21 protein-coding genes and 4 tRNA genes are annotated in these 26,233 nt (G+C 59.8%); 11 read left to right on the top strand and 14 right to left on the bottom strand.

Going from position 1 to position 26,233, the window contains the following annotated elements; all coding sequences use genetic code 11:
• Positions 1-15 precede the first annotated feature (15 nt).
• From rplK to QS713_RS03465, 4 genes are all read right to left on the bottom strand, one after another.
• Positions 16-444 carry a 50S ribosomal protein L11 gene (rplK, locus tag QS713_RS03480; protein ID WP_102216254.1) on the bottom strand — a complete coding sequence of 143 codons (429 nt, stop codon included), beginning with the start codon at positions 442-444 and terminating at the stop codon, positions 16-18.
• Between the two features lie 177 nt (positions 445-621).
• Entirely contained in the window at positions 622-1,491 is an 870-nt protein-coding gene (nusG, locus tag QS713_RS03475; RefSeq protein WP_313272471.1) for a transcription termination/antitermination protein NusG, read from the bottom strand.
• Positions 1,492-1,601: 110 nt separating this feature from the next.
• The gene (gene secE, locus QS713_RS03470; protein ID WP_313272470.1) at positions 1,602-1,838 is read right to left on the bottom strand and encodes a preprotein translocase subunit SecE; all 237 of its coding nucleotides are present in this window, start codon (positions 1,836-1,838) and stop codon (positions 1,602-1,604) included.
• A 42-nt stretch (positions 1,839-1,880) separates the two neighbouring features.
• Positions 1,881-1,953, bottom strand: a tRNA-Trp gene (locus QS713_RS03465).
• 287 nt (positions 1,954-2,240) lie between these two features.
• Between QS713_RS03465 and QS713_RS03460 the strand changes: the two genes are divergently transcribed.
• The 4 genes from QS713_RS03460 (at position 2,241) to QS713_RS03445 (ending at position 6,966) form a co-directional block, all read left to right on the top strand.
• Positions 2,241-3,452 carry a pyridoxal phosphate-dependent aminotransferase gene (locus QS713_RS03460; protein ID WP_313272468.1) on the top strand — a complete coding sequence of 404 codons (1,212 nt, stop codon included), beginning with the start codon at positions 2,241-2,243 and terminating at the stop codon, positions 3,450-3,452.
• Positions 3,453-3,520: 68 nt separating this feature from the next.
• Complete coding sequence (locus QS713_RS03455) at positions 3,521-4,312, top strand: alpha/beta hydrolase (RefSeq protein ID WP_313272467.1); 792 nt, start codon at positions 3,521-3,523, stop codon at positions 4,310-4,312.
• Positions 4,313-4,387: 75 nt separating this feature from the next.
• Positions 4,388-5,407, top strand: a complete 1,020-nt coding sequence (locus QS713_RS03450; RefSeq protein WP_313273739.1) for an adenosine deaminase — start codon at positions 4,388-4,390, stop codon at positions 5,405-5,407.
• On the top strand, positions 5,386-6,966 hold the full coding sequence (locus QS713_RS03445; RefSeq protein ID WP_313272466.1) for an alpha/beta hydrolase: 1,581 nt from the start codon (positions 5,386-5,388) through the stop codon (positions 6,964-6,966). The genes QS713_RS03450 and QS713_RS03445 overlap by 22 nt, the downstream gene beginning before the upstream one ends.
• On the opposite strand, the gene QS713_RS03440 is transcribed toward QS713_RS03445, so the two are convergent.
• The 6 genes from QS713_RS03440 to QS713_RS03415 all read right to left on the bottom strand — a co-directional run bounded on the left by QS713_RS03440 (position 6,937) and on the right by QS713_RS03415 (position 10,156).
• Complete coding sequence (locus tag QS713_RS03440; protein ID WP_313272464.1) at positions 6,937-8,175, bottom strand: UDP-N-acetylmuramate dehydrogenase; 1,239 nt, start codon at positions 8,173-8,175, stop codon at positions 6,937-6,939. The genes QS713_RS03445 and QS713_RS03440 overlap by 30 nt on opposite strands.
• 88 nt (positions 8,176-8,263) lie before the next feature.
• Positions 8,264-9,478 (bottom strand): MFS transporter, encoded by a 1,215-nt coding sequence (locus QS713_RS03435; RefSeq protein WP_313272462.1) that lies wholly within the window; start codon positions 9,476-9,478, stop codon positions 8,264-8,266.
• A gap of 64 nt (positions 9,479-9,542) precedes the next feature.
• A complete protein-coding gene (gene rpmG / locus QS713_RS03430; RefSeq protein WP_102216262.1) occupies positions 9,543-9,713 on the bottom strand; it encodes a 50S ribosomal protein L33 in 171 nt (56 codons plus the stop codon).
• A 94-nt stretch (positions 9,714-9,807) separates the two neighbouring features.
• Positions 9,808-9,881, bottom strand: a tRNA-Met gene (locus QS713_RS03425).
• Between the two features lie 33 nt (positions 9,882-9,914).
• Positions 9,915-9,987, bottom strand: a tRNA-Thr gene (locus QS713_RS03420).
• Between the two features lie 84 nt (positions 9,988-10,071).
• Positions 10,072-10,156: transfer RNA gene (locus QS713_RS03415), tRNA-Tyr, on the bottom strand.
• Positions 10,157-10,332: 176 nt separating this feature from the next.
• Here QS713_RS03415 and QS713_RS03410 point away from each other — a divergent pair.
• The gene (locus tag QS713_RS03410; protein WP_313272460.1) at positions 10,333-10,827 is read left to right on the top strand and encodes a YajQ family cyclic di-GMP-binding protein; all 495 of its coding nucleotides are present in this window, start codon (positions 10,333-10,335) and stop codon (positions 10,825-10,827) included.
• 219 nt (positions 10,828-11,046) lie between these two features.
• On the opposite strand, the gene QS713_RS03405 is transcribed toward QS713_RS03410, so the two are convergent.
• Complete coding sequence (locus QS713_RS03405; RefSeq protein ID WP_313272458.1) at positions 11,047-11,895, bottom strand: M48 family metalloprotease; 849 nt, start codon at positions 11,893-11,895, stop codon at positions 11,047-11,049.
• A 160-nt stretch (positions 11,896-12,055) separates the two neighbouring features.
• On the opposite strand from QS713_RS03405, the gene QS713_RS03400 reads away from it, so the two are divergent.
• The 6 genes from QS713_RS03400 to QS713_RS03375 are packed head-to-tail and all read left to right on the top strand — an operon-like array spanning position 12,056 to position 21,675.
• Positions 12,056-13,894 carry a TIGR03773 family transporter-associated surface protein gene (locus QS713_RS03400; protein ID WP_313272456.1) on the top strand — a complete coding sequence of 613 codons (1,839 nt, stop codon included), beginning with the start codon at positions 12,056-12,058 and terminating at the stop codon, positions 13,892-13,894.
• Positions 13,891-15,624 carry a metal ABC transporter solute-binding protein, Zn/Mn family gene (locus QS713_RS03395; RefSeq protein WP_313272454.1) on the top strand — a complete coding sequence of 578 codons (1,734 nt, stop codon included), beginning with the start codon at positions 13,891-13,893 and terminating at the stop codon, positions 15,622-15,624. The genes QS713_RS03400 and QS713_RS03395 overlap by 4 nt, the downstream gene beginning before the upstream one ends.
• Positions 15,624-16,937: a choice-of-anchor M domain-containing protein gene (locus tag QS713_RS03390; protein ID WP_313272452.1), complete on the top strand. Its 1,314-nt coding sequence runs from the start codon at positions 15,624-15,626 to the stop codon at positions 16,935-16,937. The genes QS713_RS03395 and QS713_RS03390 overlap by 1 nt, the downstream gene beginning before the upstream one ends.
• Entirely contained in the window at positions 16,934-17,716 is a 783-nt protein-coding gene (locus QS713_RS03385) for a metal ABC transporter ATP-binding protein (RefSeq protein ID WP_313272450.1), read from the top strand. Before QS713_RS03390 ends, QS713_RS03385 begins: the two co-directional genes overlap by 4 nt.
• On the top strand, positions 17,713-18,687 hold the full coding sequence (locus tag QS713_RS03380; protein ID WP_313272448.1) for an anchored repeat-type ABC transporter permease subunit: 975 nt from the start codon (positions 17,713-17,715) through the stop codon (positions 18,685-18,687). Before QS713_RS03385 ends, QS713_RS03380 begins: the two co-directional genes overlap by 4 nt.
• 9 nt (positions 18,688-18,696) lie before the next feature.
• A complete protein-coding gene (locus QS713_RS03375; protein WP_313272446.1) occupies positions 18,697-21,675 on the top strand; it encodes a choice-of-anchor M domain-containing protein in 2,979 nt (992 codons plus the stop codon).
• A 448-nt stretch (positions 21,676-22,123) separates the two neighbouring features.
• On the opposite strand, the gene QS713_RS03370 is transcribed toward QS713_RS03375, so the two are convergent.
• The 3 genes from QS713_RS03370 to nuoN form a co-directional block, all read right to left on the bottom strand.
• Positions 22,124-23,554, bottom strand: coding sequence for an FAD-dependent oxidoreductase (locus QS713_RS03370; RefSeq protein WP_313272444.1), 1,431 nt, complete (start codon positions 23,552-23,554; stop codon positions 22,124-22,126).
• Positions 23,555-23,661: 107 nt separating this feature from the next.
• The gene (locus QS713_RS03365) at positions 23,662-24,678 is read right to left on the bottom strand and encodes a polyprenyl synthetase family protein (protein WP_376779566.1); all 1,017 of its coding nucleotides are present in this window, start codon (positions 24,676-24,678) and stop codon (positions 23,662-23,664) included.
• Positions 24,666-26,225 carry an NADH-quinone oxidoreductase subunit NuoN gene (nuoN, locus tag QS713_RS03360; protein WP_313272442.1) on the bottom strand — a complete coding sequence of 520 codons (1,560 nt, stop codon included), beginning with the start codon at positions 26,223-26,225 and terminating at the stop codon, positions 24,666-24,668. Before nuoN ends, QS713_RS03365 begins: the two co-directional genes overlap by 13 nt.
• Positions 26,226-26,233 lie beyond the last annotated feature (8 nt).

Here is a 26,233-nt window from a genome sequence, read left to right as displayed (position 1 = left end):
CCCACGAACACTTGCTTATTCTACGGTGATCCCCATGGAGCGGGCGGTGCCGGCGATGATCTTGGACGCGGCTGCAATATCGTTCGCGTTCAGATCCTGCATTTTCGTCTCAGCAATCTCGCGTACCTGCGCCTTGGTGAGCTTACCCACTTTGTCCGTGTGGGGCGTGCCCGAACCTTTCGCCACGCCAGCGGCCTTCTTGATCATCTGAGCGGCCGGCGGGGTTTTCGTTACGAACGTGAAACTGCGGTCTTCGTAAACCGTGATTTCAACGGGAACGATGTCGCCACGCTGGGATTCAGTTGCTGCGTTGTAGGCCTTGCAGAACTCCATGATGTTCACGCCGTGCTGGCTCAGCGCCGGACCAACCGGAGGCGCTGGGTTAGCTGCACCAGCCTGAATCTGGAGTTTAATTAGGCCCACTGGTTTTTTCTTCGGTGCCATATATAAGGGTCCTTAATACTTACTCGTTTCCCGAGGCGTTGTGCCCACGGGCGTGCGTGCGCTCCACCCACCCAAGCGGAATGCTTCCCGGTTTTGGGCCGCGTTTTCGCACACTACACGATCGATTATCTTAACGCGTTGAGGGCGTTGAATGCCACTAAGCGTGCGGCAAATCACCTAGTCGATCTTCTCGATCTGGTCGAAGCTCAGTTCGATCGGGGTTTCCCGCTCGAAGATCATGATGGACAAAGTGACTTTCCGCTGCGCCGCATCCACACTCGAAACCGTGGCGGGCATGTTTTCGAACGGCCCTTCCTTAACGGTGACGGATTCACCCACCTCATAGGTGATTTCTGGTGCGGTAACAACCTGATCTTGTGCCTGCTGCGCTTCTTCTTTCGATTCCCACATGGGCGTCAGCATGCTCACAACTTCGTCGAGTGTGAGGGGGAACGGGTCGTACGCGTCCCCCACGAACCCGGTTACCGCCGGGGTGTCGCGCACTACGCGCCAGGAGGCTTCGTTCATGTCCATGCGCACGAGCACGTAGCCGGGAATGCGCACGCGGTCCACCTTTTTCTTCTTCCCCGCTTTGGTCAGTTCCGTAACGGTTTCCATCGGCACTTCCACCTGGAAGATGTAGTCTTCCATGTTTTGCGACGTGATCCGCTGCTCCAAGTTCGCTTTTACGCGCCGTTCGTGCCCGGAGTAGGAATGGATTACATACCAGTCGCCCGGCAGGTACATAAGTTCTTCCCGTTTCGCCTGGACGGGATCCACTTCTTCCGCTTCACCGTCCGCTTCGGCTTCAGAGTCCGCTCCAGTTTCAGCTTCCGCAGTTTTTTCTTCCTGAGGCTCTGCCGCTGGCTCGGTGGTAGCCGACTGCTCTGCCGCGTTCTCCGCGTCGGCCGACTGTTCAGCCGCCCCGGTTTCACCTGAGGGGGCTGCTGCCGCAGCTTCGTTAGAAGTGGTCTCAGCTGTGGTTTCACCTGAGGTGGCCGGTTCGGCCTGTTCCTCAGGGGTAGGTGATGTTTCTTCTGTAGTCATATGCCTGTACCTCACAGGGGATTAGTGCTCGTATAAAAAGGAACACACCCTAGTAACTAGGGTGTGTGAATCGACGTGTCTAGTATAAACGATCGGGTTTCAAACCGCCATTACGCGAAAACTAGTTTGTTTAACCAGCCGAACAGTAGGTCTAGAAGCCCGGTGTACGCCATGACGCAAAGGACGAATACGAGCACTACCAGGAAGAAGGTCCACCACTGTTCCCCGGTGGGCCACACAGTTTTTTTGAGCTCGGCGATCACCTGTTTAACGAACAGGATGATGCGGCCAAAAAAACCTGTTTTCGTGTCAGTACCGGAGGTTCCAGCGGACGGCTGATTCGACACGGGCGCGACCTCCTTAAATCTAAAACACTCGTTATTATACCGCAGGGCAGGAGGGACTCGAACCCACAACCGCCGGTTTTGGAGACCGGTGCGCTACCAATTGCGCCACTGCCCTTCCCTCACGCTTTTAACGCGACGGATTGGTGCACTTAGCGTGCGGGTAAAAGTTTATAGGTCCGCGGCGAACAAGTCCAACTGGTGGTCCGAATCTATGCCGCACCCCACAGGTTTGTGGTTCACCATTTCTTCACCCGCTGTCTCGATGCGGTTTACGCGAAGAATATACAATGTGGTTTCGAACCACGTTTTATAGTGTTTTTGGATCGTGTTTTCTTGTGTTCTCGGAGCGCGTTTTATAGTGTTTTCCGGATCGCAGTTTCCAAGTTTTAAGGAGTTCCCAATTTGAGTACTGCAGCAAAACCTCGCGTGTCATCTCGACTCGGGGCGATCACCCCGTCCGCTACGTTGGCGGTTACTAGCCGTGCCCGTGAGCTGCGCGAGCAGGGTCGGCCCGTGATTAGTTTCAGTGCGGGCGAACCCGATTTCCCCACGCCTGATTACATTGTGCAGGCAGCGGTTGAGGCCGCCCAAGATCCAGCGATGCACAAGTACTCCCCGAGTAAGGGGTTAGCGCCGCTGCGCGAAGCGATTGCTGCGAAAACGCTGCGCGATTCGGGTTACGAAGTGGATCCGGCGCAAAACATTTTGGTAACCAATGGGGGCAAGCAGGCGGTGTTCCAGGCGTTTGCAGCGGTAATTGACCCCGGGGATGAGGTTCTGCTCCCCACACCGTACTGGACCACTTACCCCGAGGTGATTGCGCTGGCCGGCGGGAAAACGGTTGAGGTCTTCGCCGACGCAACGCAGGATTACAAGGTGAGCGTTGACCAGCTTGAAGCGGCTCGCACCTCAAAAACGAAGGCACTATTGTTCTGCTCACCGTCGAACCCCACGGGCGCGGTGTACACCCCCGAGGAAGTGAAAGCGATTGGTGAGTGGGCGCTTGAACATGGGATTTGGGTGCTGTCGGACGAGATTTACGAACACCTACTGTACGACGGGGCGCAGCCAGCACATATTGTGAATCTGGTGCCGCAGCTGGCGGATACGGCGATCATCATGAATGGTGTGGCGAAAACGTACGCGATGACGGGGTGGCGCGTCGGCTGGATGCTTGGGCCGTCCGATGTGATTAAGGCCGCGACGAGTTTTCAATCGCACCTGACGTCTAACGTGTGCAACATGGCGCAGGCAGCGGCACTGGCAGCGGTGTCTTCGGACCTGTCGGCGGTAGCGAAGATGCGTGAAGCGTTCGACCGGCGGCGCAAAGAGATGGTGCGTCGACTCCGCCAGGTGCAGGGTTTTGACGTGCCCACCCCACACGGAGCGTTCTACGCGTTCCCCGCGGTGAGCGATCTGTTTGGGACCAAGATTGCGGGCCGCACGATTAACTCTTCCGCAGACCTCGCGGCAGTCCTGCTGGACGAAGCTGAAGTTGCGGTAGTTCCCTCCGAGGCGTTCGGCCCCTCGGGGTTCATCCGCATGTCCTACGCGGTTTCCGACGCTAACCTGGAAGAAGGTATTGAGAGGATTAAGCGCCTCATCAATCAGTAGCGAAGAACCTCAGGGGCAAAGGTAGCGGCCAGAACCTCAGGGGTGGTAGGAAACACTGGAGGTGGCACATGCTACCGGAACTAAAATCCGCGAAGGCAAAATCTCCGCGCGCAACCGTGCTCGTAGCACACGGGTACGCGGAGCATTACGGGCGGTACCACGCGCTCACGAAGGCGCTGCAGAACGCGGGATACGACGTGTATGGGTACGACCACCCGGGGCATGGGCATACGGGTGGGCCGCGAGCGCGGGTGGACGTGGGGCATCTGATTCGGGTGCATCAGGATATGCGCCGGCAAGTACTGCGCGAGATGCGCACGCGCAAACTGTTTTTGTTTGGGCATTCGATGGGTGGTTTAGTTACCGCCGCTTCGGCTTTGCTGCACCCGCAGGGCGTGGCGGGCGTGTGTTTGTCCGGGCCGGCTTTTGAAACGGCACCGGTTCCCACTTGGGCGTTCGCTCCCCTGGGGATTCTGGCGCGGGTTTTGCCGGGTCTGCCGTTGATTTCGCTTGAGGCTAGCGCAGTGAGTCGCGACCGTGCGGTGGTGGCGGACTACGAGCGGGACCCCCTTAACTACCACGGGCGGGTTCCCGTGTTGACGGCCATTACGATGGTGCGGAACGGTTACCAGGCACTGCGAAGGGCACAGCAGTGGTCGCTGCCGCTGCTGGTGTTTCAAGGTACCGCCGACAAGTTGGTGAACCCGCGGGCAACAGAGCGGTTTGCGCGCAGCGCCACCCGCGGGAGCGCGGACGTCACGTACGTGCCGGTGGCGGATGCCTACCATGAGGTGTTCAATGAGCCACAAGCCCCGAAACTGCGCGCCCAGTTGATTGCATGGTTAAATGAGCGCATATAACCTGCACGTAAGCTGAATCGGCGTTCTAGTGCTGCAATAACTTTAGAGATGGGAAGGGGCGTGGGACCGCGAGCGATGCGCGACCTGAAGACATTACCGAAAGCACACCTGCACCTGCATTTCACGGGGAGTTTGCGGCCGCAAACCATGGTGGAGCTCGCCCGGGCGGAACGGGTGCGGTTACCCGCGCATTTGCTGGTGGATGATCCGCTGAGTGTGCCGAAGGATTCGCGCGGGTGGTTCCGGTTCCAACGCTCTTACGATGCGGCTCGCGCCCTGGTGCGCAGCGAAACTGTTATGCGCCGTCTGGTTGACGAAGCGGTGGCCGACGATGCGCAAGAAGGGTCGGTGCGGTTAGAAATCCAAGTGGATCCAACGTCTTATGCCCCGCACGTGGGTGGGTTAACTCCGGCGTTGGAGATAGTTCTGGACCAGGCGAAGAAGTCGTCGCACAAGTGGGGTGTGTCCGTGGGGGTGATTGTGGCGGCCTCGCGGATGCGCCACCCATTGGATGCGCGCACCCTAGCGCGGTTGGCTGCCCAGTACGCTGGGGATGGCCCGGGCGAAGTGGTGGCGTTTGGACTGTCTAACGATGAGACTGCGGGGGAAACCTCGCGGTTCGGCGCTGCTTTCCGGATTGCGCGCCAGGCGGGGCTGCCGGGGGTACCACACGGAGGAGAGCTGCTGGGGCCTGGCCACGTGCGCGAGGTAGTGCAGTATTTGAAACCGTCTCGGCTCGGCCACGGGGTGCGGGCAACGGAGGATCCGGAGTTGATGCGCCAGCTCATTGACTCTGAGGTTGCATTCGAACTGTGCCCAACGTCGAACGTGTCGCTGGGCGTGTATGAGGATTTGGAGCGCGTCCCGTTGCGAGTGCTGTCTGACGCGGGCGCGCAAATCGCGTTGGGCGCGGACGACCCCCTACTGTTTCGTTCACGCCTACTGGATCAGTATGAGTATGCGCGCCGGATTGGGTTCAGTGACGAAGAGTTGGCGCACTTGGCGAGCAGTTCGATTGACGCGTCGTTTGCCCCGGCGGCGTGTAAACGGCAGTGGCAGGAAGGAATCCGGCGGTGGCTGAGTACAGAGTTGTGAACTCGTTGATTAGTGTTGATGGGGTTGCGGTGCGTACGCACAAGTTCTTGCGTCCGCATCACCGCTCCAGTGATCCCACGTTTGTGATGGTGCATGGGATTGGGGTTTCTTCGAAATATTTTCTTGCCTTAGCCCACCAGCTGGTGGACGTGGGGAATGTGTTAACGATGGACCTGCCGGGGTTTGGGGATGCACCAAAACCGAAGCGGTACCTGTCGGTTCCAGGGTTCGCAGCGGTGGTACACGCAGTTTGTCGGCATGAGGGCGCGGCGCACCCCGTGTTGGTGGGCCACTCCATGGGCGCCCAAGTGGTGACGGAGGTGGCGGCGCGGGACCCGCGGGTGTTCCGTAAGCTCGCGTTGATTGGCCCGCCGGTGAACGCAACGGAACGCATGCTCGTGCAAGTTGCGTGGCGGTTCTTGCAGTCTTCCGTGTACGAACCGTGGGACGTGACGTTGTTTGCGTTGCGGGCGTACGCGAAGTGTGGGCTGAGTTGGTTTGCGCAGACGTTGCCGGCCATGATGACGTATCCGATAGGCCACCGGGTGGCGGACGCGGCGGCGCGCACCACCCTCATTCGGGGCGAGCACGATCAGATTGCGCCGCCGCGGTGGATTCGCGACCTGCAGTTAGCAGCTCGGGACCGCACGGGCGCGCCAGTACCGGCGTTTACGGTCCCCGGGGGTGCGCACGCGGTGGTGGTGCACAACGATAAGCGGGTGGCGGAGATTTTGAAACAGCTTGCGAACACGGATCCTCTGCCCTACCAGCCACCCCGTCCCGCGCGGACAATTACGGATGAGAATCGGACGAGTATTTACGAGGCGTTGACGGAGAATCGGCCGCAGTCACCACCGGTGTGTAAGCGCGCAAGAATAATCGGGTTAGACTACGCGCGGTCACTGAAGCTGAGTGCGGTACGCGGGGTGCAAACCATGCTCGGCACCGGGGTGGATGCACAGTCGCTGCGCACGCCCGGTGGCCCGGTGGCACTCGGGATCCCGGGAGTGTACGAGAACTGGCGGTACCTCTCCACTTGGGGAAAGGCACTGCATGCCGAAGGTTGGGATGTGCATTTACCCGCGGATTTTGGGCGCATGCTTGGGCCGGTTACGCTGCTGGCGCGCCGGTTAGAGGACTATTTGGTGCACAATGATTTACGCGACGTCACTTTATTTGCCCACTCTAAGGGCGGTTTGGTGGCCAAAGAGGCAATGGGACGGGCCCAGGGGTGGCGCATCCGCGGACTCGTGTCACTTGGCACGCCGTACTCCGGATCGTCCCTAGCCGACCACGTCCCCCGATTCTTAGGGATGGCCGGGCTCAGCCCCAGTAACCAGGACATTATTTCTGAGTTCTTGTCCACTGAGGTTAATGACCGCATCATTTCTTTACAGGCCAAATGGGATGAGCACGTGCCAGCGGGAACCTGGCTCCCGGGGGCAACAGTGGACACGATTCCGGTTTACGGGCACAACCGGCTTCTAGACGAACCGCAGGCCACGCAAGCGCTGCTCACCGCGATGCGTTCACTGCAGGTAAACGGGTTCGGGAACTAGTTCAATCCCCCACTGGGCACGCACACCCTGCTGCACTGCGCTGGCGAGAGCGCGAATATCTTGCGCTCGCGCACCACCACGGTTGGTGATTGCGAGCACGTGGTCGGTGGACAAGCTCGCTGGTGCCTGCGGGTTCAACCGGTATCCTTTGTCGAAACCCGAATGAGCAATCAGCCACGCTGCGGATAGCTTCACTTGCCCGTCACCCACCGGAAACCGGGGGGCTTGCGGGTCGATTTGGCTCGCGCGCTCGGCATCGACGATGGGGTTGGTGAAGAAGGATCCGGCGGAGTACGTGTTTTGGTTCGCGTCGTCCAACACCATCGATTTGGATTCGCGCAACGCCAGCACGGCAGCGCGTACCTGCCGGTTGTCCACCCGCTGCCCCAGCTCACAACCGAGCGCGTTCGCTAGTTGCGCGTACCCAATCGGGGCGCTGAGGGACGCGTGCGGAGTGTGGAAATCTACGGATAGCACGATCCACCGCCCCGTGTTACGCCACGTTTTCCCCTGCGAAATACGTGCGTCGTGCAGCGAGCGTTTCAGCACGGACGTGCGGTACCCCATTTGCAGGTCCGCGACGAACAGTTGCCGCCGGCTGCGAGTGAGCCGGTCGTACACCCACAGGGACGACACGAGGGACGCCACTTCTTGCCCGTACGCCCCAATGTTTTGCACGGGTGCGGCCCCCACGGTACCCGGGATCCCAGACAGGGCTTCGAACCCCATCCAGTCTTCCTGCACTGCCCGCGCCACCAGCGTGTCCCACGCGTGGCCGGCACTTACCCGCACCTCTACCCCACCGCATCCGGAGTTATGCAAAACCTCGAGTTCCTCGCGCATATCGCGCACCACGACGCCCTCAAACGGCTGGTCGGACGGCACAATATTGGACCCACCACCGAGCATGAGCAGCGGCTTGCCCACCCGGTCTGCTTCGGTGACCGTTTCAATGATCTCTTCTTCACTGCGGGCGCACACCACCGTTTCGGCATCCGCCCCCACCCCGAGAGTGGTCCAGTCCGCCAACCGGTGCGAATCCGGGTGGTACTGCCGATGTGACGGCCGTGCGGACACGGGTTGCTTGCCAGTTGGAACACCGTCAGCGCGCGAGTCAGCACGGTCGACGCAAGAGTCGCCAGCGCACGAGTCAACACCGCCGACGCGCGAGTCAATGCGGTCAGTGCATGAATCAAGGGATGCTTCCATATGTCTCACTCTAGTTCACGGAGATTGCTCAGTACGTATGTCATTCGCCCGGCTCACTTTCGTTATTGGGGCGATTGCGGCGCGCACCTTAGTGGGGTTTATTGCCCACCGTACCCTCTTGAGGGTCTTCTTCTTGAGGGTCTTTCAGCTGTGCGGACAACACCACCGATACGGCAACTGGGATCGCAATGAACCCCAATGCCCCGCGGTACCCCAAGTGCTCGGCTAAGAAACCGATTAGCGGAGGTCCGGCGAGGAACGCGCCGTAACCGATGGTGGATAGTACGGACAGGCGCGCCGCCGCCATGGCTGGTTCTTTTGATAACGCCGACGCTGCCGAGGGGAAGCCCAAGGCCGCACCAATTGCCCATGCAACCACGCCCACCAGCGCCAGCGCCTGCCAGGGCGCTACCGCCTGCACGATCAGCCCGCCGATTGCGATGAGCAGCAGGGTGGGCACCAGGCGTTCCACCGGCCAGCGGTGCAGCAACGTGGAGGACGCGAACCGCGTGAAGGTAAGCACCGTCAAGAACAGCGCGAGCGTTGCCGTTCCCAACGTGTCACTAACGTGGAACCCATCTACCATCGCCAGTGGCAACCAGTCGTTCGCCGCCCCTTCCATCAGCCCGGTGCCGAGTACGAACACGCCGATCAGTAGCGTACGTTTTTCGCGCCACGCCCGGGAAGTGCGTTTGTTTCCACGCGTTGAGGTTCCAGCTAGATCCTCAATAATAGGTTGCGGAACGTAGTTCAAACCCGCCCAAACGATCCCCAGCACGACGCACACCACAACGGCAGCTAAGTGCTGCGCCACCCCGATGTGGAAATACGAACAAGCTGCGCCAATCAGGGCTGCCACCACGGTCCCCACGGAATACGCTGCGTGATACCAGGGCATGCGGACGCGGTGGGCCACGACTTCCACGTAGCCACCTTCCACATTCATAGTTGCATTCGCCATCGCAATTCCGATTTGCGCGAACGCCAGGGCGGGGGCAAGCAGGCCAGCTGCTCGGGCCTCATACGCAAGAATCACTCCCGTGATCCCAGTGGCCCATACTGCGTACGCACCCCAAATCGTGACTCGTGGCCCCCAGCGGCCCACGACGGGACCGGATGAAGGTAGGGCGATGAGGGAACCGAGTGAACCAATCAGGAGCAGCAGCCCCATGCGGGAGGGTTCTAACGCGAGTTCACTGCGGATGGTGGGGATTCGGGCGAGGAAACTCGCGACCGACAACCCGGAGAGGAAGAAGGTGAGCATCGTGGCGATGGACGCGCGGGTGATCTGCTTTTCAGTCAATGCGATCCTCAAACGTTAAAACAACCCCCCACGATTGTGAGGGGTTGAAAGTTTTCCGTGACGCCTAGCGGGTCTCGCGGTGAGCCGTGTGCTTGCGGCAACGCGGGCAGTACTTCTTTAGCTCTAGGCGGTCCGGCGTATTACGACGGTTTTTCTTCGTAATGTAGTTCCGCTCCTTGCACTCCGAACAGGCCAGAGTGATCTTAGGGCGAACATCAGACGACTTGCTAGCCACTTTAACTTCCTTATATCTGTCGGAGAATGGTTATCGGTTTCCCGCCTAGGAGTCGCCTGAGTGCCCTCGGATGACGCCCGGGTAGAAAATCCGGTAGCGGGGGCGGGACTCGAACCCGCGACCTCACGATTATGAGTCGTGCGCTCTCACCAACTGAGCTACCCCGCCGCAAGGGTGGTTGCGGCCCTAAACCACAAACCGAGCCCCGAAAGGGAATCGAACCCTTGACCTTCTCCTTACCATGGAGACGCTCTGCCGACTGAGCTATCGGGGCAACGCGAACAACTTTACCGGCACACGCGCCCTGCGGGCAAACGTTTGCGGTGCGTTTGTCGTCACATCTTCCGCTACTGCGAAATGGTGGCGGAGGAGGGATTTGAACCCCCGAAGCGAATCGCGGCTGATTTACAGTCAGCTCCCTTTGGCCACTCGGGCACTCCGCCTTTAACGATTGAACACTAGCTCGCGTTCAACGACGCTTGGAAAGATTATCAGACCGCCCGCCTTAAATGCCAATTACACTAGGGTGGCGTGACGAAGCTCCCACATTGCATTATTTAGGTACCCTTGAGGGGGTACGCGCCGACGTTAGGAACGACCGAGAGTAGTGGAGGGGAAAATGGCGGACTCATCATTTGACGTTGTAAGTGAAATTGACCGGCAAGAAGTGGATAACGCGGTAAATCAGGCAGCTAAGGAGGTTGGAAACCGCTACGACTTCCGCGGCGTAGATGCGCGGATTGAACTCAGTGGGGATCAGATTCTGATGGAGGCGAACACGGCTGAAAGAACATTGGCTATTTTGGACGTGTTGCAGTCAAAGCTGATTCGCCGCGGCGTTTCACTAAAATCTTTAGACCTCGGGGACGGGGAACCGAAACCGTCGGGGAAGATCTTCCGGCTCACCGGGGACCTCAAGCAAGGAATCTCACAAGACCAAGCAAAGAAGATTACGAAACTTATCCGCGACGAAGGACCGAAAGGTGTGAAAGCGCAGATTCAGGGGGACACAGTGCGGGTTTCCCACAAGTCACGCGACACGCTGCAGGACGTGATTGCACTGCTGAAGAAAGCGGACCTGGACGTCGCACTGCAGTTCAAGAACTACCGGTAGGCGAGCTACGTAGCGGTATAAGAGAACCAACTATCGGTTGGCGAAAACCAACTATCGGTAGGAGATAACCGCCTGAAGGCGGAACCACCGGAAGGCGAGCTGTCGTCTACATGGGGTAGAAGGGCGCCTTCTACTTCGGCCAGTAGCCAGGCTCTTCCGGGCGGGCCGGTTACTTACCACCTTCCAGGCGGGACGACACTCAGCATTCCCCTAGGCGTTTTAGTAGCCAGCGATTTTTTCGAGGCGAGCGATGCGCTCCGCGATTGGTGGGTGGGTGGAGAACAGTTGCGCTTTTCCACCACGCAGAGGATTCGTGATCATCATCGCAGCCACGTTCTGCTGGTTCGGCGTGGCCTGCAGCGGTGTCTGCGTGTTCCCTCGCTCCAACTTGCGCAGAGCACTCGCAAGCGCCAACGGGTCTTCACTGAGCAACGCGCCCGCGCGGTCTGCCTCATATTCACGGGTCCTACTGATCCCCAGCTGCAGCATTGTCGCCGCGAGGGGCGCCAAGAAAATCATTAGCATTGGGATCAGCGGGTTCGCGTTCCGCAAGCGCCAGCTGCCGAACATGAAGATCTGCGCGATCGAAGTAATTAGAGAGGCGATCCCACCGGCAATCGTGGACGTGAGAATGTCTCGGTTATACACGTGTGACAGTTCGTGGCCGAGCACTGCACGGAGTTCACGCGGCTCCAAAAGCTCCATGATACCTTCCGTTACGCACACAGCTGCATGCTGCGGGTTCCGACCCGTTGCGAACGCGTTCGGTGTGCGCGTGGGCGCCATGTAGATCGCTGGCATAGGTTGACCAGCCTTGCTAGACAGTTCCGCAACTGCGTCGTACAACTGCGGTTCCTGCTCCGACGACACTGCCACTGCCCGCATTGACCGCAACGCTATTTTGTCTGAGTTCCAATACGTGTATAGGGACATGAACACGCCCGCGAACATGAAGATCCAGAAAAATGTTGGCGTTGATTGCCACGCGGATAACCCAGCGCCGATTGCGCCCAGCAGGCCCCACAGAACGCCGAACAGCAGAGCGGTTTTAAGCCTATTTGAACCCATATGTCCTCTTCCCCACTTTGTTTAGCCAAATCTACGCTACGACAGTTGGCTGAAAGAAACCTCAATGCCAACAGGCGGAGCTTGACACATTCATTCCCTCAAACCTAACCTTGTAATGATAATTGTTCTCATTACTGATTGATTTTTAGATTGAGGTGTGATGAAACCCCAAACCCGTGCCCTCCTGGCCACCGGCTGCGCACTGTGCTTAACCACCGGCCCCGCGTTTGCCGCATCGACCCCGGCCACACTCGCAACCACTCCGCTTGCAACCACCCCGCTTGCAGGCGCTCCAGCGCATGCCCAAACCGCCGCGCACACCCCCTCGGCCGCGCACGCTTCCTCAGCCGCCGCGCTTTCCACCAGCACTTTCTGGTCGCTGATTAACGCTTCCGCTAAAACCACTCCCACGCAGGATGCGCCCACTTCCGGTGATCTGGACATGTTCTTCGTCCAACCCCACCGAGGTACCCTCAAGCTAGAAATGCCCGCGGTCCCCGGCACCAACGCGAACAAGACAGCGGCACCGTCCGCATCTGCCAACCCGGTTCTGCGTCCCGCCCCGACCGCATTATCGGACCAGACCAAGCAAATTCGTGGGATCGGCAAATCCACGTTCTTCTACCCTGCTGACGCTCCAACGGGTGTGCGCACGAGCTGGAACGCGCAAGCGCTTGGAGAAGAGTTTGAGGACCTGACATTCACCTTCAAAACTGTTGAGGGACCCGGCGATGCCTACCTCCTCGGTGGTAACCAGAAAGACGGGCGGGCGCCGATCCTAACGGACGCAAAAGGAGCGAAGACAGCGTCTTACGCCATTACTCCCGGCGCAAAGTTTGCGGGGGTACCTGGCGGTAAAAACGCGTTGAACTGGGCATTCACCGCTCCGGGTACGTACAAAATGACCGTGGTTGCACGCGCATCTGGTGCGCAGAAAACCGTGGAATCCGCCCCGGTTACCTACACGTGGGTAGTAGCAGACAAGGACGGCACAGCCACCACCGCTACCCCGACTGCAAAAGCTCGCGAAGATGCCACCACGAACGACAGGTCTGCACCGTGGGCCGCGCAGCCCACGGATGGGCAAACCCCTCAGGAAAATGCGGCGAACACGCAAGACGCCCACAAAAACCGGGCCGCGGACAAAACCCAGGCAGCGGACGCAACGGCAAGCGCAACTGCACAACAGGCAGGCAACGCGGGCAAAAACGCGGGCGGCAGTGATCAATGTCAGCAAGTTCAGTCGGAAGGCAACGAACTAGTTGCGCAGATTAAAGACGACCGTTCCAGCCCCGCAAAGAACGTGCCGGCGGACAGTATTGTGTTTCAGCTGGGTGAGAGTGCGAAGCAGAAACTACCGCAAGCACTTGGGCCGGTTGCCGCCGGGGACGTGTGGGCCATCGGATCCACGCAGCAGCAGGGGGTGCCTTGGCTCGGGGCGAACACGATGGACCCGAAACTGTTGCAAGAATCCACCGGTGACGTCACGTGGACACTCACGTCATTCAGCGGCCCGGGCGCCATGTTCGTGTACGAATCTGGGAACTTCGGGCAAGTAGTGGGGAAAGAATGGTTCCAAGGTAGTGGCAACAAAGCTTCCGGTTCCGTCACGATCGCACGCAACACGCACGTGCACCCTAACTGGGTGTTCTCAAAACCGGGTACCTACCGCGTTGGGATCACGCAAACTGCAACAATTAATGGGCAGAAGAAAACTGCGGTGGCGAACCTGTCGTTCCAAGTGGGTTCCGGTTCCATGTCCGGCCACTTTGACCTGGGAAGCACGGTGGGTAGCAAGACCGTTTGGCAAACCCCCGACGGTGAAGAATGTACCCCCAGTGCCGACCAGCAGCAAAACGGCGCGTTGGCGCAAACCGGTAGTTCTCCACTTGCTCTTGCCCTGGGGGTACTTGCGGCAGGCATGGGGATCTTGGGGCTCGGTTTTATTGCGACGCGGCGCAGTGAGCTCGCTGCGAAGCGGGGTAGCTTCAACCGATGAGGTCTGCCCGTTTTCGCATCCGCACCCGGTTTGGGGTCCGCCACTTTGGTTTACCCGCACTCGTTATTAGCCTGTGCGCGGCACTGCCCCTAACCGCGGTGGGATGCGACCGGCACACCTTCGAGGCGGATGGGCGCATCAACGCAGTTACCTCCACCCCGATAATCACGGACCTCGCCCGGCAGGTGGCGGGCAACCGCGCGCGCGTAACCGGGTTGATGAAACCCGGGTCTGATCCGCACACTTATGAGCCGTCTTTGCGTGACATCCGCAATGTGGCGAACGCGGACGTGGTGTTCACCAACGGCCTCATGCTAGAAGAACAGGCGTTGACCCGGGCGATTGATGCAAACCTGCAACCGGGTGTGCAGGCAATCGCGCTTGCGCAAGCCGCGCAAGATCAGGGGGCGCGCCTGATTCCCCTGGTGGAGGACGCGGCACTAGACACCGTTTGGCTGGGGCTACGCACCATCGGGAAACCCGCTGGAGACTCTGAGAGCTCTGGAGACTCTAAGAACGCTGAAAACTCTGGAGATTCTGGGAGCGCTGAAAACTCTGGCACCTCTGGGACTTCAGACAATACGGCTGCGGCGAGCACAGTGACGATGCATTTGGACCACGTAGAAGGGCCGGGGCAACTATTCGCCTACCTGACCGGTACGTTCGGTACCCCTCAGGTACTGCTTTCGACAAGCCACCGAGAAGTGGAACTACCCGCCGGGGCGCACACGCATGTGTCGTGGGCATTCACCCGCCCCGGCGTGTACCGCGCGCGAATCCGCGCCCACGTTACCGGCACAAAAACAACGTTGCCGCCGCGTACCGTCACGTTCGCAGTGGGGGTACCTGCGGATTCGAATAAACGCGTGCTCACTAGCGGACACCAGGACATTACCGCGGACTTCACCCGAGGGGCCATCACCATCCAAGGGGACCGCCCCACGCGCAAGAATGAGGACGCAGCAGAAACCGCAGACAAAAACGAGGCCGCCGCAAAGGGGGAATCGGGGGAGCAAAACCGATCCAACGGCACCCGGACGTCGGACACGCAGTTCTCGCAAGCCCCAGAGGACGTGGTGGTTTCAGTTCCATCCAAAACTTTGCAGCAAGTACCCGCGGACCCGCAGTTTCGATTTATTGGGGCACAAAACTCTGAGGTTTACCTACTGCCTCAAGGGGTAATTGGTAAACACGTGCACGGCGAGTTGGATCCGCACCTGTGGCACGACGCGCAAAACGCAATTTTGTACGCGCAAACGATTGCGGACCAGCTCTCTCGCCTGGACCCAGACGGGGCCGCGGAATACGCGCGCAACATGAAGGCGCTGCAAAGCCGCCTTGAGCAGGTGGATCAGAAGATGCGGGCCAATATCGCACAGATTCCCCCGTCTAAACGCAACTTGGTGACAACTCACGACGGCTACGGGTACTTAAGCGCGGCCTATGGGATTAACATCGCGGGTTTTGTCACCTCTTCCCCAACGACCCAGCCGTCACCACGCGACTTGATCGCATTAACCCGGACACTGACGAATCTGAAAGTGAACGCAGTGTTCTTGGAACCGAACGCCAGCGGGTCAAGCAATGACCTGCAGCGCGCTGCCGAACAGCAAGGCATTCGCGTGTGCCCGATCTACGGGGATTCCTTTACTGAAACTGTTAACAGCTACGAAAAAATGATGACCGCGAACGCGCAGAATCTACTGCGCTGCCTAGGAGGACACCACTGATGACACCGCCCATCCCACCGACACGCATGCGCCCCACCACTGCGAGGCAAGGCCAGGCACAGACACAAAAACCCCGGTTGCGTACCGCCCTCGTTTGCGCTGTAGCTACCCTGGCCTGCGGGTGTTTCGCCGTCGCACCGGTCACGGGGGCGCAAGCAGCGGCGCAGTCCCTCAAGCAAATCCATTCCACGCCGCGCATGCAGCTGGGTACGCAGCTAGGCACACAGCCAATGGACAATAACGATCTGGACCAAACGGTTTCCGGCGATGAAGAACAGGCGAAACCGGGGACGCGCAAGGTCGTTAAGGCCGGGCACATGGATATTTCGCCCGTGATTGAACAGGGGAAATTGTCTTTGCAGCTGCGGGACGATTCGGAAGAAAAACCGGTGTGGCGCAGTTTGGATGACGTCGTGTTCGAACTGGGGGAACCAGCGAAACAGGTGCTTCCCGACAGTGGGGATTTCACGTTCACGGGGGCGAAAGCGGGGGACGCCGTGTGGGCTAGTCCGCAGGCGCAGATCGCGAATGTGCCGTGGATTGGGTGGAATACGCAGTCCCCCACCCTGGGTGATACGCGGGGGGTCACGTTTGAATACGTGGGGCATTCCGGTGAGGGTACCTTCACGGTGTTTGAGCAAGCCGGTGGGTTCTCGCAGCCGCAAGTGCTGTGGTCGTCGCAAAAAGGTCAGCCGCGCAAACTCTGGGTTGAACGCAACACGCACACGCATGCGAACTGGGTGTTCTCGCGCCCCGGCGTGCACTTAGTGCGCATGCGCATCACCACGGATGGGGATGGGAAGAACCCGGGTCTGAGCGGGGAAGCTACGTTGCGGTTCGCAGTGGGAGGCGCGGATTCCGCGCAAGCTTTTGACGCCACTTGGCAAGCACAGGATGGCGCTGGGGCCGCGCAGTCGGAAGGGGCGGAAACTCAGGGTGCATCCGGATCCGCAACCACCCGGGAAAACAGCCAGGAATCGCAGCAGAATGCGGAGCAAGACTCGGTGCCCACGATGCTGATCGTAGTGCTCGTGGTGGGCGCACTGATTCTCGCCGGTGGCGTCGGTATCTACCTGCGGCACAATGCGAAACTGCGTCGGCAAATGCGCGTCCGCACTCAAGATACCCCCACGGGGCAAAGCGCCCGCACCCAAGGTACCCCCACAGGTGAAACCCAGCGTACCCCCGAAACCGAGCTCCCGATCGCAACCAAGGACCCGCGCGAAAACGAAAGTACCCGCGGGAGCGAGGGGACCCACCAGGCACAGGGACCACGCGGGGGCGATGACTCGGCTGGGGGTGCAAGCGCGTGAAGAGCTTAAATGATCAGCGCGCGGCCATAAGCGTGGAAGCGCTGTCTGTGCACCTAGGTGGGCGGTCCGTGTTGCAGAACGTGAACGCAACCGTGCACACCGGTGAGTTCGCGACTCTCATTGGTCCAAACGGAGCGGGGAAAACCACGCTCATCCGGGCTCTGCTGGGGCTCGTGAAATCCACTGGTAGCGCGTATGTACGTGGCCGCGTCGGGTACGTCCCCCAAACTCGGGCGTTCGCCTGGGACTTCCCAGTGAGCGTCGCCCAAGTAGTGCAACTTGGCCTTCTTCCCACACAAAAGCTGCTACACCTAACCTCCACGGCCGACATAGAACGAGTGGAGCGAGCCCTGGACCTCGTGGGCATGACCAATATGAGCCAACGCCAAGTAGGGGAACTATCCGGTGGGCAGCGGCAACGTGTACTCCTGGCGCGTGCACTGGTCACAGACCCGGACGTGCTCGTCCTCGACGAACCGTTCACCGGTCTGGACCAACCCACAATCGACACGCTCACAGACCTGCTGCAACACCTTACGGAAACCGGGAAAACCACGCTCATGTCCACCCATGACATCGGGCAGGCCCTCGACACTGCGGACCGCGTGATCCTCCTCAACCGCACGGTGCACGCACAGGGACATCCGCGGGGCCTTGCCGACCCGCAGATGTGGGTCGACGCGTTCGGGGTGCGCGCGTCCTCACCATTAATCGCAACCGTGCACGCCGTAATCTCTCGGCGCGAACGCGTCGCACATGCCGTGGAGGTGGCGTCGTGATTTCCTTCTTCGATTTTCTACTCGACATGACGAACCCCGTTTTGTCTTTCCTCCCAAAAGCCCTGATAATCGCGGTTCTAGCCGCGACCCTGTGCGGAATCGTCGGAACCCACGTGGTGCTGCGCGGCATGGCGTTCATCGGGGACGCAGTTGCGCACGCCGTTTTTCCCGGCATCGCCATCGCTTTCGTACTGGGCGGGTCCCTAGTAGCCGGAGGGGCGATCGCCGGCGTGAGCGTCGCTGTACTCGTCGCCGTCCTGTCTCAGCATCGGCGGATCAAAGAAGACGCTCTGATCGGTATCCTTTTCGCTGGTGCGTTCGCAGTGGGGGTGATTGTCATCTCCACTTCGCAGGCGTACTCCGCGTCCCTATCCTCGTTCCTGTTTGGATCAATCACGGGCGTAACCAACTGGGATATCGCCGTGACCGCGGGCATAGGCATGCTCGTGCTCACCCCCCTCATGGTGTGGCACAAGCACCTGACGATGGTCGCGTTGGACCGCGAAATGGCCCGCGCAATGGGACTGCCCGTTATGCTCCTCGACATCCTCCTGTACGCCTGCGTGGCCGGCGCGGTAGTCATTTCCGTGCGCACCATCGGTAACGTGCTGGTCTTAGCTCTACTGGTTGCCCCTCCGGCAGCAGCGCGGATGCTGACGGACCGGATGGTCCCAATGATGGCGCTCGCCGCCACACTCGGTGGAGTCGGCTCCTTCTTCGGCCTGTACTTCTCTTGGGCCCTCGACATCCCCACCGGCGCCTCAATCGTTTGTGTCCTCACCCTCATCTTCATTGTTCTGTTTTTAGTCGCCCCGCGCCGAGGTCTTCTAACCGCACGGTTCCAACGCAACCGCGCTCTGCCCTCAGGCGAAGAAACGAACCTGCCCGCACGCGGAACCGCACGCGAAGAAACGAACGAACACGCATGTGAAGAAACGAACGAACGCGCACGTGAAACTGCACGCTGCTAGGAAGAAACCATGTTAAACAACAACTTTGAACACCGCTTTTCACCGCGAGCACTACCCCGCTCGTTGGCACTGAGCATCGCAACTTTGCTGTGCGCCGCACTCGCCGCCGCCGTCCCATCGGGCGTCACCGCCTGGGCTGGCCCCGCGGACGACCGCCAAGTTGCCACGTCCGCACACGTGGACTCCCCGAAGGTTTTCTGGGAAGGCAAGAACTTCGCGCTGCACTCCGAGTTCAAAGGAGCGCTACCTCGCCTTGAGGAAACCGTGAACTACGTTGGACACGGCTGGGACGCCTTCGAAGAAACCCCTCTGCACATGTTCCAAATCCCCTCCGACCCGCAGTTCGCGTCAATCGGCGCCCCCGGCCAGATCCTGTACGCCGCTCCGAAAGTGGCTGGGCCTAACAATTCCCCCATATTCTCTGGTTTCGGGGCGGACGCCAACATTCCCGTTGAGGGGATGCGTGACTCCTCATTTAACCTCGAACTCGTTGGATTTGCCGGGCCGGGGGACGTGGACCTATTCACCTGGGCGCAGGGGTGGCCACTGACGCACATGCTGTCCTCACACGTAAAAGGCCTAAACCAAGCGTGGATCACGCCCGGTCAGCACACGCACAACATCACGACCTTCACTAAACCCGGTGCGTACGAACTAACCTACCGGGTCACGGCACGCGACAAAAAAGGCCGGTTCATCGCCTCCAAACCCCAGATGCTGCGGTGGCAAGCCGGGGGTACCCAGCCATCCAAAGACGGGTTGGGGGATGTCGCCACCGCATTCAACGCCTCTCAACAAACCGGGCAGGCGCGTGCCTACCGATTCTCGCTATCCCCACGCCCCGACCCAGAAAAACCCGGTGAGGACCAAGAGACCCTCATGAAATTTGAAACTGGAAACGACAGCGACCAAGGGACCGTGGTGTTCTACCTAGACGGGTATTTTCTTGCGGAAGTACCCGTGAAAGCCGGGATCGGACAGTTCAGTGAGGTGCTGGGCTCAACCGAATCTGATCTGCAGGCCGTGTACATTCCGAACAGTAGCGGCGACAACGGCAGGCGGTTCGTCACCGCGCCCGTCAAATACGCGGGGAAACCAGGTGCCGGCGAAACCACTGATGCGGGAACGTTTCCCACCCCGAAACGCGGCGCGCAAACCTATGACACCGCAGATATTGCCGCAGCTTCGGGGAAAATGACGATCGAACTGAAACCCAGTGGTGCGGGTGACGGGTCCGGGGTGATTCACACGAACCTCGCTGATCCGCGCGTTTCCGCCCGCGTGGTCGGGGGCCTATACGAGTCGGCAGATGAGAAGTACGAATCCTGCCCCATCGACTTCATGTCCACCCCCGGGCACCGCGACCAAGTGGTCACGTGGGACGGTTGTGACAACGGCAAGTACTTTTTGAAACTGCAGATAATCCCCACCACGCGCACCAACCTGGGAGTTACGAACACAAAGCCGGCACAGCCCGACTTGAACCGCGGCATGCGCACCGAAGTTCAGATGCCGCAGGCAGCGTTCCAGGCACGCACCACGGACTCACTGGAACCCATGGATGCGGCCGCCGACTTCGCGTCCACCCCACCTTCGCCCTCTCCTTCTGGTGACCCCGAGGTACCGCCTTCTTCTGGCGACCCCGAGGTACCGCCCTCTTCTGGTGACCCGGAGGTACCGCCCTCTTCTGGGGACCCTGACACGCCCCCGTCGTCTGGCAATCCCAACACTCCCCCGTCTTCGAACCCGCCCACCAAACCCGGCGGCTCCGGGGGGTCAGAAAAACCACCGGAGACAACCAGCAAACTCGAAAGTACCCCCGTTGAAATCGCCACCGGACACGTCGACATCGCCGTGTACAACCCGTCCGCGCAGCACTTAGGTATCGCAGTCGGAGACGATTCACGCACCCACGCTAATCAGGCAGTGCTGCGCAAACCAAGTGCCGTCGCCTTGCGGGTTAAAGACAATGCGCGAGTCAAGCGTTCCGGCCGGATATTCGCAGGCAGTGCTTTCGACTTTCTGGGCCCAACTGGCACGCAGCTGTATGCCCTGGGGCAAACCCAGGAGCGATCCAAAGTGTGGCCCGGTTTTTCTACCGAACGCGTAAATTACCAAGATTTCCCCAAGGGCGTGCAGTTAACGCTTAAATCTCGTTCTATTCCTGAGGGCGGCAAGTGGTGGGCATTCGAGATTCCCGCGGGGTTCAACAGCGGTGTGGAGCACATCGCGTCGGCGGATAAGCCTGGGGTGGTCGATGGCTCATCCCCTACTCACAAGCATGTGAACTGGGTGTTCACAAAACCCGGTGAGTACATCCTCGAGCTACAGGCAAAAGGCACGACCACTCGCGGCAATACGGTTGAGGCGCCGGGCGAGTCCGTGTGCTTCCTGGTGGGCACGCAAACGCGTCCGTCCGCAAACTGCCTCGCAACCGGTAATGTCCAGGGAGATGGGAACGGCCCCGGTGGGTCCGCACCTGCACAACCGAGCCGCCCCGGTGGGTCCGCACCCGCGCAACCGAGCCGCCCCGGCAAAGGCACACCCTCAGGCAATAACGCAGGTGGTGACATGGGAGGCTACGCTGGCTCCAAACCGGGTGAGAACACCGGAGGCCACGCTGGATCTCAACCAGGTGCGGGCGCTGCAGCTAGCGGATCGCCTTCTGCTGCCGGTGCACCTTCGGGCTCCTCAGGCCCCTCGGCTGGCCAGGAAGCTGGAAACGCAGCTTCCGCACCGGAAGCACCGGGCGCGCCGAAAGCTGCAGAGGCTACGGAAGATCAATCGGAGCCCGGCGACGCGCCTCTAGAACTGGGTACTCCCGGGGAATCCGCGGCCGGGCAGAACCCAGCTGCCCGCCCCGCTTCGGCAAATACCTCTGCCGCGCCGGGCCGCACGTGGCTCATCCGCAGTCTCTACGGCCTCGGTGCAGTGATGGCACTGGCTGGGACGTTCCTCATCGGGCGGGCCTTCGGCACCAAGATCTAGTAGCTTGATCTAGCAGCGCTAGAATCTAGCGGCGTAAATCTAGAGGTCCGGAATCTAGCGGCTTGATCTAGCGGCGTAAATCTAACGGTCTGGAATCTAGCGGTTTCAAACGCAGAACTGGCTGCGTCAAACCGACTGTCGCGGCGGGGCCAAGCGGTCAAAAAGGACGCTGACTGCCTCGAACTAACACGCCCCTGCTGCGCCCGCTAGATACAGTACGCTACATACAGTAAGTGTCGGCTACGCACTCTAAACCGCGTAGCCGACACTTTTGTTGTAACAAAACGCGCGTCCCCTAGAGGGCGCAAGGCAGACCGCCAGGCTAGGGGTGCACGGCAGACCGCCAGGCTTGGTGATTGAGTTAAGAGATCAAGCTCTTGGCTGGGTTAAGATGCCAAACCTCTGTGTCAGGCGGTCAACCTGGTGCCCCTACTCCCGTATCGTGCCCCTACTCCTCCGGCACGCCAATCAGGTCGATACCGTCGATGTCCTTGCCGTGCGAAATCGAAGTCATCGCGTTGCGCGACACCACTTTCACGCGTTCTCGTGGGCCGCGGTCACCAATCACCTCACCGTAGTCCTCACCTAGTTGCTGTTCGTACGCGTTCAACAGTTCCCAACCATGCCACGTGGTGTACGCAATTGAACGCGAATCCAACAGTTCAAGCATCGCTTCGTGCCCCACGTTATCGCTCGTGGCTTTCAGCTTGCCCGCCTGCGCATCTTCCACCAAGTGGCCGATGGTTTCTTGCGCATCAGACTTCGTGGAACCAATCAGCCCCACCGGCCCACGCTTCACCCAACCGGTTGCGTAAATACCCAAAATTGGCTCACCGTCATCTCCCAGCACGCGTCCCCCCATGTTGGGGATTATGCCGCGCACGTGGTCAAATGGGATTCCTTCAATCGGGCTGGAGAAGTACCCGATCGCCCGGTACACCGCTTGCACCGGAGTTTCCACAAACTCACCTGTGCCTTCTACGGAACCATCCCCCGTCAGCCGGGTCCGTTCCGTCCGGATCGCCGCCACGTTCCCATCGTCGTCCGCCAGCACCGCGTTCGGAGAGTGGAACATGTGGATGTGGATCCGCCGGCTCGCCTCATGCTCTTCTTCCATCGCATAGTTCGTGAGGGCCTTCACAACCTGCTTAGTCTGATTCGACCCGGCGATCGCACCCTCAGAAGCCTCATCGAAATCAAAATCTTCTTCGTAAACGATAACGTCCACGTCCGGCTGCTTCCCTAACTCCCGCAGCTCCAGCGGCGTGAACTTCACCTGCGCGGGGCCGCGCCGACCGAAAATGTGCACGTCCGTGATGGGGCTCTTAGCCAGGCCTTCCGCCACGTTCTGCGGAATCTCCGTCACCAACAGGTCCTCAACGTGTTTCGCAAGCATCCGGGACACGTCCAAAGCCACGTTCCCCACGCCGATCACCGCTACCTCTTTCGCTTCCAGCGGCCACTCCCGCGGGTAGTCCGGGTGCCCGTCGTACCAAGACACGAAGTCGGCAGCCCCATACACCTGCGGCAACTCCACACCTGGAATGTCCAGCGGGTGATCCCGGTCCGCACCGGTCGCGAAAATCACGGCATCGTAGTGCTCGTGTAGCTCCTCAACAGTCACATCCTCACCGATGTTCACGTTGCCGAGCAGGCGAATGTCCCCGCGCTGCAAAATCTTGTACAGCGCCACGATGATCTGTTTGATTCGTGGGTGATCAGGAGCCACCCCGTAGCGCACCAGGCCGTATGGCGCTGGGAGACGCTCAAACAGGTCTATGGACACGTCCAAACCTGATTTCGACAGGATGTCAGACGCGTAGATACCGGCCGGCCCTGCGCCTACAACAGCTACGTTCAGTGGTTTCTTCTCAGTCACTTTAAATCAAAACACCTTCACGCCAGAAGAATAAAACAACATCTAGTTTATGAAAAACCCGCGTCAGGCGCTATCTCGCACCCCACGCGGGCCTTCATGTAACAATTCTACGAAATGCGATCCACCATCTGATGAGCAAAATCGACTAGGAGGTTCTTCGCCTCACATTCCTCCACCGCACTTAACGCATCAATTGCTTTGTTCACATACGTGCGGGCCATAGACCGAGTGCGATCCACCGCCGCGTGATTCGCAAGCTTCTCCACGACACCACTCAAAACCGTGGGGTCACGCAGGTCCTCGTGTTCTAATGCCTGCAGGATCTGCTTGCCGCACTCATCCAGTTCACCGCGCTCGCGGTCCTGATGCAGCAGTAGCACCGGAAGGGTAGAGACGCCCTCAACGAGATCCGTTCCCGGGGTCTTGCCCGTCAACTCCGAATCGGAAGTTAAGTCAATCACGTCGTCCGCTAGTTGGAACGCAATCCCAACTTGCTCCCCGTACTCCCCCACTGCTTCCACGGTTTGCGGCCGGGCCCCACCGAACATGGCGCCGAACACCGCGGCCGCGTTTATTAGCGAGCCCGTTTTATCTGCCAGCACCTGCACGTAAAAATCCACGGGGTCTTCCCCATCTGCGGGGCCGAACGTTTCGTTCAGCTGTCCTAAGCACAGCCGTTCAAACGTGCGGGCGTGGTAGTCCACCGCCTCGGTTCCCAAACTGGCAGTCAGCTTGGATGCCCGAGAAAACAAGACGTCACCGGCTAAGATTGCCCGGTTGTTACCCCATTGCATTTGCGCAGCAGGGACACCCCGTCGTTGAGGGGCCGCGTCCATGACATCGTCGTGGTACAGCGAAGCCAGGTGTGTCATCTCCACGGACGTAGCAGCCGCAATCACCTCTTCGCTAGCTGCCTCCCCCGCTCCCGCTAGGTGTGCGCACAGTAGGGTCAGGAGGGGGCGGATGCGTTTACCTCCAGCGGTCGACAGGTGCGACAGCAACTCGTCAACGAACGCTCGGGATTCACGCACGCTTGTGGACAACAGTTCTTCCACACGCGCCAGGTCCGCGTTTATCTGCTCTTCTAGTGGGCTCGCTACAGGGATATCACTCACGGTAGCAATACAACCACATTCGACAGGACTTCGAGAACTGGGCCGGGCAAAATCCCCAGCACAATCGTGAGCGCTGCAGCGATGAGCACCGCAATGTAGGTGTATCCCTCAGACTTAACTACAACCGTGCCCTCATTCGGTTTCTCAAAGAACATGAGGACAACGAGCCGGAAGTAGTAGAACGCGGTAATCGCGGAACAGACTAGCGCGATGATTACGAGCGCCAGTTGCCCACCTCCGATACCGGCGGAGAACAGGAACAGTTTCCCAACGAACCCGGAGGTCAAGGGGATACCCGCGAATGACAGCAAGAACAGGAGCATGGAACCGGCTACCAGCGGGGATTTACGCCCCACACCCGCCCAGTGTTTCAGCTCTGTGGCCTCACCGGTGATGTTGGCGTTCGCGTCCGCGTGCCGCACCAAGGCGATCACTCCAAACGCGCCCACCGTCGCAATGCCGTAAGCCAGTGCGTAGAACAGTACGGACGCGGTAGTGGCTTTGTCCGCGGCAATGATGCCGATCAGAATGAACCCGGCGTGCGCGATGGAAGAGTATGCCAGCAGGCGTTTCACGTCGGTTTGAACCAGGCCCGCGAACGTCCCCACCAGCATTGTCAGCACCGCCACGACCATGAAGATCACCAGCAGGTCCCAGCGGAACTGGTTGGTGACCGTTAGGTAAATGCGGATCATCGCTGCGAACGCCGCGATCTTCACGGCAGCCGCCATGAACCCGGTGACGGGCGTTGGGGAACCCTGGTACACGTCTGGGGTCCACGCGTGGAACGGGGCAGCACCAACTTTGAACAGTAGGCCCACCATCACCATGAACACACCGGCAACCAGGAGCCAGTCCATGCCCGGAACGACCGGTGCGAGCCGTGACACACGCGAGAAGTACAGGCTACCGGAATAACCGTACAAGAACGCCAGGCCCATCAGGAAGAAACCAGATGAAAAGGCACCCAAAATGAAGTACTTAAGCGCCGCCTCATGCGAAAGCTGCCGGCGACGCCGCGCACTCGCAGCCAAAATGTACAGCGGTAGGGACATGACTTCCAGGGCTACGAACAGGGTAATGAAACTGTCCGCAGCGGGGAACACCATCATGCCACCCAGGGAGAACAGCATGAGGGGGAACATTTCCGTCCGCTGGTAGTTCGCGGCAATGCTCTGGTCTTCGTTTGAGGATCCGGGGGCGTCCGCAGGTTGGTTTGCGAAGTACCCGTCGCCCAGTTCGGACCGGTCGGCGAACACCAGGATAGAGAGGAAACCGATGACCAGCAGGATCGCTTGGGACGCGAGGGTCAGCGGGTCTTCCACGTACTCCCCGAGTGAAGCGGGTGCCTTTAGCACGGTTGTCCAGCGGGACACGATCAGCACGAGGGCGGATAGTACCGCGATTATTGACAGGAGGATCTGTGCGGTCCGGCGCATTTTGCGCGAAGCAAATGCTTCGACGAGCACGCCCAGTACACCGGCGCCGAGGACGACGATTACGGGCGATAGTGCCCACCAGTCAATCGGGGGTGCCTGCAGTGTTTCGACATTCATTAACGGAC

Source organism: Gleimia hominis (genome assembly GCF_032085515.1).
Classification (GTDB): Bacteria; Actinomycetota; Actinomycetes; order Actinomycetales; family Actinomycetaceae; genus Gleimia; species Gleimia hominis.
The sequence above is the reverse complement of the archived record's forward strand: the minus strand, read 5'-3'. Positions and strand labels throughout refer to the sequence as shown.

Excerpts from the sequence above, each read along its gene's own strand:
- rplK (WP_102216254.1), bottom strand. The coding sequence starts at position 444 with ATGGCACCGAAGAAAAAACCAGTGGGCCTAATTAAACTCCAGATTCAG.
- nusG (WP_313272471.1), bottom strand. The coding sequence starts at position 1,491 with ATGACTACAGAAGAAACATCACCTACCCCTGAGGAACAGGCCGAACCG.
- QS713_RS03455 (WP_313272467.1), top strand. The coding sequence starts at position 3,521 with ATGCTACCGGAACTAAAATCCGCGAAGGCAAAATCTCCGCGCGCAACC.
- QS713_RS03450 (WP_313273739.1), top strand. The coding sequence starts at position 4,388 with ATGCGCGACCTGAAGACATTACCGAAAGCACACCTGCACCTGCATTTC.
- QS713_RS03440 (WP_313272464.1), bottom strand. The coding sequence starts at position 8,175 with ATGGAAGCATCCCTTGATTCATGCACTGACCGCATTGACTCGCGCGTC.
- QS713_RS03410 (WP_313272460.1), top strand. The coding sequence starts at position 10,333 with ATGGCGGACTCATCATTTGACGTTGTAAGTGAAATTGACCGGCAAGAA.
- QS713_RS03405 (WP_313272458.1), bottom strand. The coding sequence starts at position 11,895 with ATGGGTTCAAATAGGCTTAAAACCGCTCTGCTGTTCGGCGTTCTGTGG.
- QS713_RS03400 (WP_313272456.1), top strand. The coding sequence starts at position 12,056 with ATGAAACCCCAAACCCGTGCCCTCCTGGCCACCGGCTGCGCACTGTGC.
- QS713_RS03395 (WP_313272454.1), top strand. The coding sequence starts at position 13,891 with ATGAGGTCTGCCCGTTTTCGCATCCGCACCCGGTTTGGGGTCCGCCAC.
- QS713_RS03390 (WP_313272452.1), top strand. The coding sequence starts at position 15,624 with ATGACACCGCCCATCCCACCGACACGCATGCGCCCCACCACTGCGAGG.
- QS713_RS03375 (WP_313272446.1), top strand. The coding sequence starts at position 18,697 with ATGTTAAACAACAACTTTGAACACCGCTTTTCACCGCGAGCACTACCC.
- nuoN (WP_313272442.1), bottom strand. The coding sequence starts at position 26,225 with ATGAATGTCGAAACACTGCAGGCACCCCCGATTGACTGGTGGGCACTA.